Source organism: Amycolatopsis granulosa (assembly GCF_011758745.1).
GTDB lineage: Bacteria > Actinomycetota > Actinomycetes > Mycobacteriales > Pseudonocardiaceae > Amycolatopsis_E > Amycolatopsis_E granulosa.
In genome coordinates, this window is sequence record NZ_JAANOV010000001.1 from 2,792,968 (window position 1) to 2,804,514 (window position 11,547).

General features: G+C 72.2%; 10 protein-coding genes. 9 read left to right on the forward strand and 1 reads right to left on the reverse strand.

Going from position 1 to position 11,547, the window contains the following annotated elements; translation table 11 throughout:
- Positions 1–5 precede the first annotated feature (5 nt).
- The 9 genes from FHX45_RS13485 to FHX45_RS13525 are packed head-to-tail and all read left to right on the forward strand — an operon-like array spanning position 6 to position 10,242.
- Positions 6–1,535: a right-handed parallel beta-helix repeat-containing protein gene (locus tag FHX45_RS13485; RefSeq protein WP_424923803.1), complete on the forward strand. Its 1,530-nt coding sequence runs from the start codon at positions 6–8 to the stop codon at positions 1,533–1,535.
- Complete coding sequence (locus tag FHX45_RS13490) at positions 1,532–2,761, forward strand: O-antigen ligase domain-containing protein (protein WP_243869027.1); 1,230 nt, start codon at positions 1,532–1,534, stop codon at positions 2,759–2,761. Before FHX45_RS13485 ends, FHX45_RS13490 begins: the two co-directional genes overlap by 4 nt.
- 53 nt (positions 2,762–2,814) lie before the next feature.
- The gene (locus FHX45_RS13495) at positions 2,815–4,002 is read left to right on the forward strand and encodes an HAD-IIIA family hydrolase (protein ID WP_167100824.1); all 1,188 of its coding nucleotides are present in this window, start codon (positions 2,815–2,817) and stop codon (positions 4,000–4,002) included.
- Between the two features lie 4 nt (positions 4,003–4,006).
- Positions 4,007–5,140: a glycosyltransferase family 4 protein gene (locus FHX45_RS13500; RefSeq protein ID WP_167100826.1), complete on the forward strand. Its 1,134-nt coding sequence runs from the start codon at positions 4,007–4,009 to the stop codon at positions 5,138–5,140.
- Entirely contained in the window at positions 5,137–6,249 is a 1,113-nt protein-coding gene (locus FHX45_RS13505) for an NAD-dependent epimerase/dehydratase family protein (protein ID WP_167100828.1), read from the forward strand. The genes FHX45_RS13500 and FHX45_RS13505 overlap by 4 nt, the downstream gene beginning before the upstream one ends.
- A complete protein-coding gene (locus FHX45_RS13510; RefSeq protein ID WP_167100831.1) occupies positions 6,246–6,944 on the forward strand; it encodes a sugar phosphate nucleotidyltransferase in 699 nt (232 codons plus the stop codon). The genes FHX45_RS13505 and FHX45_RS13510 overlap by 4 nt, the downstream gene beginning before the upstream one ends.
- Complete coding sequence (locus FHX45_RS13515) at positions 6,920–7,930, forward strand: GHMP family kinase ATP-binding protein (protein WP_208405913.1); 1,011 nt, start codon at positions 6,920–6,922, stop codon at positions 7,928–7,930. Before FHX45_RS13510 ends, FHX45_RS13515 begins: the two co-directional genes overlap by 25 nt.
- A 3-nt stretch (positions 7,931–7,933) precedes the next feature.
- The gene (locus FHX45_RS13520) at positions 7,934–9,568 is read left to right on the forward strand and encodes a hypothetical protein (RefSeq protein ID WP_167100835.1); all 1,635 of its coding nucleotides are present in this window, start codon (positions 7,934–7,936) and stop codon (positions 9,566–9,568) included.
- A complete protein-coding gene (locus FHX45_RS13525; protein ID WP_167100838.1) occupies positions 9,565–10,242 on the forward strand; it encodes a phosphatase PAP2 family protein in 678 nt (225 codons plus the stop codon). The genes FHX45_RS13520 and FHX45_RS13525 overlap by 4 nt, the downstream gene beginning before the upstream one ends.
- Here FHX45_RS13525 and FHX45_RS13530 read toward each other — a convergent pair.
- The gene (locus FHX45_RS13530) at positions 10,233–11,546 is read right to left on the reverse strand and encodes a glutamate-1-semialdehyde 2,1-aminomutase (protein WP_167100840.1); all 1,314 of its coding nucleotides are present in this window, start codon (positions 11,544–11,546) and stop codon (positions 10,233–10,235) included. The two genes, FHX45_RS13525 and FHX45_RS13530, sit on opposite strands and share 10 nt — an antisense overlap.
- Position 11,547: the final 1 nt, after the last annotated feature.

The window sequence follows — 11,547 nt, forward strand, 5'->3', positions numbered from 1 at the left end:
GGAGGTTGGACGCCGTGCCCGCACGATCGACGACCCGGATCCGCCTGCTGCTGCCCGCACTGGCACTGCTGGCGGTGCCGGCGTGCACGTCCCCGCCGACCACGGCGAACACCGCGCACGAGGGCCCGCCGGATCACGTCGCCGCGGTGTGCGGCCACGTCGAACCCGGGCCGGTGACCCCGCCCGCGGGCGCGGTCGTCGTGCACCCCGGCCTGCCCAACGACCTGGCCGTCCAGACCGCGGACCACCCGCCGGGCACCACGTTCTGGCTCGCGCCGGGCAGGCACGTCCTCGGCGACGACCAGTACGACCAGATCCAGCCGAGGAACGGTGACGTCTACCTCGGCGCGCCCGGTGCGGTGTTCGACGGCCGCGGCGTCAACCGGTACGCCTTCGCCGGTTCCGGAGCGAACGTGACGATCAGCCACCTCGTGGTCACCGGGTTCAACGCGCCGGTCAACGAGGGTGTGGTCAACCACGACTCCGGTGACGGCTGGGTGATCGAGCACAACAGCATCGAGGACAACCACGGCGCCGGGCTGATGGCGGGCGCGCGCCAGCAGGTGCGGGGCAACTGCCTGCGCACCAACGGCCAGTACGCGATGAACGCTTACCAGGCCGGAGACCACATCACCGGCCTCGTCGTCGAGGGCAACGAGATCACCGGCAACAACACCGACCACCTGGAGGAGCAGTACAAGGGTTGCGGCTGCACCGGCGGCATCAAGTTCTGGGCGGTCGACGGCGCCGACGTGCGCGGCAACTGGGTGCACGACAACCAGGGCACCGGGTTGTGGGCCGACACCGGCAACAACGACTTCCTCATCGAGGGCAACGTCATCGAGGGCAACGGCGGCTCCGCGATCATCTACGAGACCAGTTACAACGCGGTGATCCGCGACAACACGATCCGCCGCAACAACTGGGTCGACGGCCGCTCCTTCGTGGACAAGGGCGACACCTTCCCCGCCGCCACCATCTACATCTCCGAGTCCGGCGGTGAGCCGCGCGTCCCGGCGCGCACCGACAAGATCGAGATCACCGGCAACGACCTGATCGACAACTGGTCCGGGGTCACGCTGTGGGAGAACGCGGACCGGTTCTGCAACAGCGCGGCGAACACCTCCACCGGTTACTGCACGCGCCTGGTGCGCGACGCGGCGACCTGCTCACAACCGGCCATCGCGACCCCGCCGCTGTACGGCGACTGCCGCTGGAAGACCCAGCGCGTCGACATCCACCACAACCGGTTCTCCCTGGACCCCAAGGTGGTCGGCTGCACCGCGCTGTGCGGGCGGATGGCGGTGCTGTCCAACTACGGCACCTATCCGGACTGGTCGCCCTACCGGGGCGAGGTGATCCGGCAGGCGATCACGTTCCACCAGGGCAACCAGTGGCACGACAACACCTACGCCGGGCCGTGGAGCTTCATGGCGCTCGACACCAACGGGGTGCTCGACACGCTGGCCTGGCAGGCGCCGCCCTACCAGCAGGACACCGGCAGCACCTTCACCGGCGGGACGGGCAGCCGATGAGCGCCGGCACGTTCCTCCCGCGCGCCGGACCGGGCTCCGCCGCGGAGACCTTCCCCCGGCTGCTGCCGGCGATCTGGGGGCTGCTGGTGTTCAACACCCTCGGTTCGCAGGGCGGTCAGCTGCTGATCACGCTACCCCGCACGGTCGTGCAGGTGGCCACGATGGGCTCGATCGTCGCCGCGTTCGGGCTGGCGCTGGTCATCAACCCGCGGGTGCGGATCCGGCCGAGCGCGTTCCTGTTCCTGCTCACCCTGCTGCTGGCGTCGAGCATCGCCGGCAGCGTCCGGCTCGAAGCAGGCTGGGGCTCGTTGTTCCGCTGCTTCCGGCTGACGTTGTTCGTCGCCACGCTGTGGCTGATCAGCCCGTGGATGGGGCACGCCGTCCGGTTCATCCGCATGCACCTGCGGGCCTTGATCGTGGTGCTGGTCCCGGTCGGGATCGGCCTGTTCATCTCGCCGGGCAACGCCCTGCCGGCGAGCAACCAGGGCCGCCTGAGCGGCACCTTGTGGCCGATGACGGCGCCGCAGGTGGGCGCCTACAGCGCGATCGTCGCCGGGCTGGTCGTGCTGCTGTGGATGACGCAGGAGACCGACGGCCGCACGGTCGCCCTCGTCGCCGGTCCGGCGTTCGGCATGCTGGTGCTGAGCCACACCCGCACCGCGATGCTCGGCGTCGTGGTCGCGCTGGCCGTCGCCGGGCTGTCGGTGTTCCTGACCAGCCTGCGGGCCCGCAAGGCGTTCACCGTCGCCGCGGGTATCGCCGCGCTGGCCGCGATCCCGCTCGGCCCGCTGGTGCAGGCGTGGATGCTGCGCGGCCAGGACCAGGAGGCGCTGAGCAACCTCACCGGGCGGACGAAGGTGTGGGACGCGCTGCTGACCGAGCCGCGCGGCTGGTTCGAGCAGGTGTTCGGCACCGGGCTGTCCAACAAGTCCTTCAACGGCCTGCCCATCGACAGCGGCTGGCTCGCGGTCTACCACGAGCAGGGCTGGCTCGGGGTCGTGCTGGTGGCGCTGTTCGTGCTGACGCTGGTGATCGTCGCGTTGTCGCGCCCCCCGTCCCCGTCGCGGGCGTACGCGATCTTCCTGATCACCTACTGCCTGGTCGCCTCCTACACCGAGGTCGGTATCGGGGATGCCTCGCCGTACCTGCTGCACCTCTTCGTCGCCGCCGGATTGCTGTCCGCGCCGCGCGGAATTCCACAACGGACGGTCACCGGATGGCCGTAACGGACACCGTGGTCCCCGCGACCTCAAGACATCCCAGGAGAGGTGGTCGAACCGTGAGCCAGCCAGGGGTTCTGCTCGACCGGGACGGCACGATCATCGTCGACAGCGGGTACGTCGGCTCGGTCGACCGGGTCGAGTTCATCGACGGATCCATCGCCGCCATCGCCGCGCTCAACCGCGCGGGCATCCCGGTCGCCGTGGTGACCAACCAGGCCGGGGTGGCGCGCGGCTACTACGGCATCGCCGACGTGGAACAGGTCCACAAGCACATGATCGCCGAGCTGGCGCGGCACGGCGCGCACGTCGACCTGTGGCTGTTCTGCCCGTACCACCCGGACGGCGTCGTCGAGGCGTTCGCGCGGCGCAGCGCCGACCGCAAGCCCGGGCCGGGCATGGCGCTGGCCGCGGCCGAGGCGCTCGACCTGGACCTCTCCGCGTCCTGGGTGGTCGGCGACAGCCCGTCCGACGTCGGGCTCGCCCGCGCGGTCGGCGCCACGCCGCTGCACGTCGGGCCGCCGGGGTCGGCGGTGACCGGCGTCCAGGCGTTCCCGGATCTCGCCGCCGCCGTGGGGTTCATCCTCGGCGGCGCGGCCGTGCCGCAACCGGTGCCGCGGCGGGCGCCGAAGTTCCCGGCCGCGCGGTTCCACCGGGCCGACTCCTACGGCGGCGCGTACGTCGCCGAGCTGTCCCGGGCGTTCGCCACCGTCGACCTGGAGCAGGTGAGCCGCGCGGCGAAGATCCTGGACACCGCCTACGACTCCGATGCGGCCGTGTTCGCCTGCGGCAACGGCGGTTCCGCGTCGATCGCCAACCACCTGCAGTGCGACCACGTGAAGGGCGTGCGCAACGGGACCGGTGTCACCGCGCGGGTGCAGAGCCTGAGCACCAACGTGGAGTTGTTCAGCGCGATCGCCAACGACCTGGGATACGAGCACGTCTTCGAATACCAGTTGCAGTCCCAGGCACGGCCGGGCGACGTGCTCATCGCCGTGTCGTCGTCCGGCCGCTCACCGAACATCGTGCGGGCGCTGGACTGGGCGACGGCACACGGCCTGCGGACCATCGCGCTCACCGGGTTCGAGGGCGGGCCGGCGCGGCGCCGCGCCGAGGTCGCCATCCACGTCGGCTCCGCCAACTACGGCGTCGTCGAAGACGCCCACCAGGCGTGCATGCACCTGCTGGCCCAGTACGTCCGACAGTCGAGGATGACCCCAGATGCCGTTGCCGCCCAGACGTTCTGACCGCATGCGCGTCGCGATCAACCTGCTCACCGACGACCCGGGCAACCCGTCGGGCGCGCACTGGTTCTGGACGCGCGTCATCCCGGAGATGGCGAAGCTGCTCACCGAGGGCGAGTCGTTCCACCTGATGGTGAGCCCGCGGTCCCGGCCCACGCACTCCGGCTACGGACCGGGCGTGGAGTACCTCACCTACCCGTGGTCCAACGAGAAGCGCAACCTGCGCACGCTGTCGGAGCACCTGTATTCGCCGCTGCGCCTGCCGCTGGGCCGGATCGACGTGCTGAACACGCTGATGGCCCCGATCGTCCGGTCCGCGCCGAAACTCGTGGTGCACATCAAGACGCTGCACGCGTACACCACCCCGCACGCCATCTCGCCGCCCGCGCGGCTGTACCGGCAGCTGAGCTACCCGCGCACCGGGCGGCTGGCCGACGCGATCATCCTGAACTCGCGCAGCCTGGTCGACGAGGTCCAGCGGTACCTGGCGGTCGATCCGGCGAAGATCCGGCTCATCCCGGAGGCGGTGGACCACGACCTGTTCCGGCCCGGGGACCGGGACGAGGCGTTCGCGCACCTGTCGGCCCGCTACGGCGTGCGCGGGCAGTTCGTGCTGTTCGTGTCGTCGCTGTGGCCGTACAAGAACTGCGAGGGCCTGATCCGCGCGTTCGCGGCGGCGAAGTCCGATCTGGGCGGCCGGCAACTGGTCGTCGTCGGCCCGGGCCGCGACGTCGAGTACGTCGGGCAGCTCAAGTCCCTGGCGGCACGGCTCGGCGTGGCCGGCGACATCGTGTGGGTGGGCGGGGTGCCGCTGGCGGAGACCGTGCAGTTCTACCGCGCGGCGGACGTGTTCGTGTACCCGTCGCACAACGAGACGTTCGGCCTGCCGATCCTGGAGGCGATGGCGTGCGCGTGCCCGGTGGTCACCTCGAACGTGACCGCGATGCCGGAGACGGCCGGCGGTGCGGCGCTGCTGGCCGACCCGGCGGACACCGGCTCCATCGCCGACGCGATCGTCAAGGCGTGCGGCCCGGAGGGCGAGCGGCTGCGGGCGCGCGGGCCGGCACGCGCCGCCGCGTTCACGTGGGCGGCCACGGCGAAACGCACGCTCGACGTCTACCGGGAGGTGCACGCCCGATGAGGATCCTGGTCACCGGCGGTGCCGGGTTCATCGGGTCGCACACCTGCGACCGGCTCACCGAGCTGGGGCACGAGGTGATCGTGCTGGACGCGCTCGCGCCGCCGGTGCACCGCGGCGGTCCGCCGGAGCACCTCACGCCCGGCGTGGAGTTCTACGAAGGCGACGTGCGCAACCGCGACCTGATGCGCAACCTGATGCGCCGGGTGGACGCGGTGTACCACCTCGCCGCACACCAGGACTACCTGCCGGACTTCGCGAAGTTCACCGACGTCAACGTCACGTCCACCGCGATGATCTACGAGATCGCCGTGGCCGAGAAGCTCGACCTGGCCCGCGTCGTGGTGGCGTCCTCGCAGGCCGCGATGGGCGAAGGGCTGTACCGGTGCACGGTGCACGGTGAGCAGACCCCGGACATGCGGCCGGAGTCCCAGCTGCGCGCGGGCCGCTGGGACATCGGGTGCGCGGTGTGCGGTGAACCGCTGGAGATGCTGCCCACGCCGGAGCGGATCGCGAACCCGCAGAACGCCTACGGGATGTCCAAGCACGGCGAGGAGGTCGTGGCGGTCAACCTCGGGCGCCGCTACGGGATCCCGACCGTCGCGTTGCGCTACAGCATCGTGCAGGGGCCGCGGCAGTCGGTGTACAACGCCTACTCCGGCGCGTGCCGCATCTTCAACCTGCACTACCTGCTCGGTGGCGCGCCGACCCTGTACGAGGACGGGCAGGCGATCCGCGACTACGTCAACATCCACGACGTTGTCGACGCGAACGTGCTGGTGCTCACCGACGACCGCGCGGCCGGGCGGGTGTTCAACGTCGGCGGTGGCGCCGGGTACACCACGCGGGAGTTCGCCGAGATCGTGCGCCGGCAGTACGGATCGGACCGGCCGGGCCGGATCAGCGGCGAGTACCGCTTCGGCGACACCCGGCACATCACCTCCGGCATCGACGCGCTCGGGCAGCTGGGCTGGTCGCCGAAGCGGACCCCGGCCGACTCCGTCGCCGAGTACGCCGGGTGGCTGCGGGATCTGCCCGGCCTGGACGACATCCTGGCCGGGGCGGACGCGACGATGCGCTCGCTCGGCGTGGTCCGCAAGGCGGCAACGTGAAGGCGGTCCTGCTGGCCGCCGGGCTGGGGACGCGACTGCGGCCCCTGACCGACCACGTCCCCAAGTGCCTCGTCGAGGTGGCCGGGCGGCCGATGCTGGACATCTGGCTCGACGCGCTGGACGCCGCGGGTGTCGGCGAGGTGCTGGTCAACCTGCACCACCTCGCGCCGCTGGTGCGGCGGCATCTGGCCACGCGCACCGGCGGCCCGCTCGTGCACGCGGTCGAGGAGCCGGAACTGCTCGGCAGCGCGGGCACGTTGCGCGCCAACCGGGCGTTCGTCGCGGGCGAGGAGATGTTCCTCGCGCTCAACGCGGACAACCTCACCGACTTCGACCTGCGGGTGCTGATCGACGCGCACCGCGCGGGCGGCGCCATCGCCACGCTGTCGGTGTACCACGCCGCCGACCCCACCCGCTGCGGGATCCTCACCGTCCACGACGGACTGGTCACCGGGTTCACGGAAAAACCGGCGAAACCGGCCTCGTCCCTGGCGAACGCGGGGATGTACGCGTTCAGCCCGGCCGTCCTCGACCTCATCGGGCCGCCGCCCCGCGACATCGGCTACGACCTGCTGCCGGAACTCGCCGGGCACGCCCGTGCGGTCTCCATCGGGGACTCCTGGTTCCTCGACATCGGCACCCCCGCCGCCCTGGACAGGGCGCGCGGTGAATGGCAAGGCAGGCGAGCATCGTGATCATCACGCAGACCCCGCTGCGCATCGGGCTGGTCGGCGGCGGGACCGACCTGCCGGGCTACTACGCCGAACACGGCGGCCGGGTGCTCAACGCGGCCATCGACAAGTACGTCTACGTCGTGGTGAAGCAGCGCTTCGACGACGAGATCTACGTCAACTACTCGCGCAAGGAAATCGTCTCCCGCGTCGAGGACCTCGACCACGAACTGGTGCGCGAGGCCATGCGGATGACCGGGGTGCGCAGCGGTGTGGAGATCACCACGCTCGCCGACATCCCGTCGGCCGGGTCCGGGCTCGGCTCGTCGTCCTCGGTGACCGTGGGGTTGCTGCACGCGCTCTACGCCTACCGGGGCAGGCAGGTGACCGCGGAGGAACTGGCCGAACGCGCCTGCGCCATCGAGATCGACCGGTGTGGCAAGCCGATCGGCAAGCAGGACCAGTACGCGGCCGCGTTCGGCGGTCTGTGCGACCTGCGGTTCGGGCCGGGCGACGCGGTCGGCGTCGAGCAGATCGACCTGCCCCGCGCGGACTGGCGGAAGCTGCAGGACGAGCTGATGTTGTTCTTCACCGGCATCACCCGCAGCGCGGACACGATCCTCGGCGAGCAGAACGCGAACGTGGGCAGCAGGCTCGCCCAGCTCGGCCAGTTGCGCGACCTCGCCGGGGAGGCCGCGGACGGCCTGCGCCACGGCGACCTGTCCGCGGTCGGCATCGCGCTGCGCAAGAGCTGGGAGGCCAAGCGGGCGCTCGCCTCCGGGGTGTCGAACCGGCAGATCGACGAGGCCGTGGACACCGCGCTGGCCGCGGGTGCGTCGGGCGCGAAGGTGACCGGCGCGGGCGGCGGCGGGTTCCTGCTGGTCACCTGCCCGCTGGAGCACCAGCGGGCGGTGCGCGACCGGCTGGCCGGGATGACCGAGCTGCCCATCAAGCTGGAGCGCCTCGGGTCCCGGGTCATCCTGAACGTGCACCACGACATCTGGAGCTGACGCGTGACGAAACCGGCCACCGCCCCGCCCGTCGCCGCGGCACCCGAGGTCCGCGGGCACCGGCTGTGGCCGGCAGGCACCCTCGCGGCCGTCCTGGGGCTGGCCGGGCTGTGGTGGTGGGCCGGGCCGGCGCCGATGTCCGCGCCGTGGGACGTGTTCATCCTGCTCGACGGCGGCTACCGGATCACCGAGGGCCAGGTGCCGGGCACCGACTTCGCCAACCCGATCGGGCCGCTGGTGTACGGCCTGGTCAGCGTCGGGATGCGGATGCAGGCGGTGCCGTCGCTGAGCGCGGTCGTCTACGCCGGGCTCCTCTTCCTCGCGATCGCCGCGCCACTCGCGTGGTTCGTCGCACGCCGCCGGCTGCCCGCGGCGGCCGCGGCCGGGTTCACGGTCTTCACCGCACTGCTGGTGCTCGCCGCCCGGCCGCTCGGGTTCTCGCCGTGGATCACGACGTACGCGATGCTCTACAACCGCTACGGCTGGGTGCTCTACTCCACCCTCCTGCTGCTGGTGCTGATCCGGCCCCGCGGGCCGCTGACCGCGCGGCGGGCGGTCACCGACGGGCTCGTGCTCGGTCTGCTGCTGGGCCTGATGTTCTTCGCCAAGGCCAACTTCTTCGCGGCCGGCGTGGTCGCGGTCGTGGCCGGCCTGGTCCTGGGCACCCTGCCGCGCGGTGTCCGGCTCGGCGCCGCGGCGCTCACCGCGTTCCTCGGCGTGGTGGCCGTGATGCGGCTGGCGTTCGGCATCCGGCTCACCGGCTACCTCGCCGACCTCGTGCACGCCGGTGCGTCGCAGGGCGGGCAGCGGCTCGGCATGCTGCTGACCAGCGCGGCCTACACCGCACCGGTGCTGCTGCTCGCCGTGTCGGTCGTCGGAGCGCTGGCCGTGCGGGCGCGCCGCCGGGGACTGCCCGCGCGCCCGCTCGCCGGGGTCGCGGTCGCGGCCGGGTTCGTCTGGGTGTCCAGTGTGCTGGTCGCCTCGGCGAACACCGCCGAGCACGGCGACCTGCCCGCGCTCGTGGTGATCCCGCTCCTGCTCGTCCCGGTCCTGCCCGCGGCAGCACCCCGGGCGGTGGGGGTCGCGGGCCTGGCGGTGCTGGTCGCCGCCGCGGTGGGCCCGATCGCCGGGAAGGACGCGCTGTCGCTGGTCCGGGCCGTCGGCGGGCACGAGTCCGTGGCGAGCCCGCCGGTGAGCCAGCGGATCGACAGCCCGGGTCTGCGGGACTTCGTGGTCCCCGCCGACGCCCGGTGGCAGACGGCCTACCGCACCGCAGGCGCGGTACCGGCGATGATCGACGACGGCATCGCGGTGCTGCGCCGCCACGCCGGGCCGGCGGACACCGTGTCGACTCTCGCGCTGGCCAACCCGTTCTCGTTCGCGCTGTCCCTGCCACCGGCCGCCGGCGGTCCACTGTGGTGGGACGTGGGCATCAGCTTCGACGCGTCCACGCACCCCACCCCGGAGCAGGCGTTCGGGACGACGAAGTGGGTGATGATCCCCCGGGTCGTGGACGGCCAGGGCTGCTGCACCGAGACCGTCACCGCGCTGCGTCAGATCTACGGCCCCTACCTGGCCCAGCACTTCACCGAGGTCGAGACGACGGCCGACTGGGTCCTGCTCGGGCGGACGCGATGACCGGCGTGCGGGAACCCGCGACGAGACGGCGGAACCGGCCGCTGCTGCCCGCACCCGCGGCACGGGTGCTGCACCTGACCGCGGCCGTGGCGGCGGTGGTCGTCGTGCTGCTGGGCGTGCTCAACGCCGGGCACAGCGAACCGGGCTGGTTCGACGCGTGGGTGCAGCCGGCCGCCACCCGCTCGGTCGGCGCGGCCTGGTCCGCGGCGATCGCGGTGGACTTCCTCGGCGAACCACGGGGATCGGTGACGGTCGTCGTCGTGCTCGCGGTGCTGTTCGCGGTGCTGCGCCGGTGGCGGATGCTGGCGCTCGCGCTGGCCGGCCCCGGGTTGACGATCGCCGTGACCACGCTGGGCAAGACGCTGGCGGGCCGGACGATCCACACGGTCTACCTGTCCTATCCGAGCGGGCACACGGCCTTCGTCACCGCGGTGACGCTCGCGCTGGCGATGCCGCTGGCCGGACGGCTGCGTGCGGGTCCGGTGGTGGTGCTGGCGTGTGCGCTGGTCACCGGCGCCTACGCGGGCTGGGCGCAGGTCGGGCTCAGCGCGCACTACGCCACCGACGCCATCGGCGGGTTCTGCACCGCGCTGGCGGTGGTCCCGGCGACCGCGACCCTGATCGACCGGATCTGGCGACGGGCCGCGACCGACGCCCGCCCGGGTCAGGCGTAGGGCCGGAACACCGGTTTGACGGACCGGCCGCCCAGCCACGGCGTGGGATCCTCCACGTCGAGGGCCTTGCGGTAGACGGCGCACGCCTGCGCGACCACGTCCACCGTCCGGTCGATGTCGGTCTCGGTGAGCGCGCTGCTGACCACGAACGACGGCCCGAGCACGCCACCGGCCACCAGCTGGCGCAGGAACAGCGTCCGGTACTGCTGGGACGGCCGCAGCTGCTCGTCGAGCGTGCCGAACACCAGGTTGCTCGCGCGGCCGCGCACGACCACGTGGTCGCCGACGCCCATCGCCGCGGCCACGTCCCGCACCCCGGCCGCCAGCCGCTCGCCCAGCGCGTGCAGCCGCGCGGTGATGCCCTCCGCCACGTAGGTGTCGATCACGGCCATCGCGGCGGCCAGTGAATGCGTTTCCGCGCCGTGCGTGGTGGACAGCAGGAACACCCGTTCGCGCGAGTCGCGCAGGCCGCCCAGCTCCATCAGCTCCCGCCTGCCCGCCAGCGCGGACACCGCGAACCCGTTGCCGAGCGCCTTGCCGAAGGTCGACAGGTCCGGCGTCACCCCGTAGTAGCCCTGCGCGCCCGCCTCGGACCAGCGGAACCCGGTGATCATCTCGTCGAAGATCAGCACCACGCCGTAGCGGTCGGCCAGCGCACGCAATCCGGCGAGGTACCCGGGCGGCGGTTCGACGGCGGTCGCCGCCTCCAGGAGCAGGCAGGCGACGTCGTGCCGGCGCAGGACCTCCTCAGTCGCGGCCAGGTCGCCGTAGGGGAAGCGCACGGTCAGGTCGGTGATGTCGCCCGGGATGCCGGCGGGCATGCCGGTGGTGCCGATGAACCAGTCGTCGGTGGAGAAGAACGGCTGGTCGCCGCAGACCGCCGCCACCCGGCGCCCGGTGACCGCTCGCGCCAGCCGCACCGCGGCCGTGGTGGCGTCCGACCCGTTCTTGGCGAACTTGACCATGTCCGCGGTCGGTACGGTGGCCAGGAACCGCTCCGCGGCGGCCAGTTCGATGATGCCGGGGCGGACGAAGTTCGTGCCCCGCTCCAGCTCGCGCCGCACCGCCTCGACCACCCGCGGATGCGCGTGCCCGAGGCTGACCGAGCGCAGCCCGGAGCCGTACTCGATGTACTCGTGGCCGTCCACATCCCACACGTGCGCGCCCCGCCCGTGCGAGATGACCGGCGCCAAACCCTCGGGGTACTGGTCCTCGCCCTTCGCGTAGGTGTGCGCGCCGCCGGGCACGAGCCTGTGCAGCCGCTCGTTGGCTTCGGCGGACCGGGGCAGGAGCTGCGCGTCCATG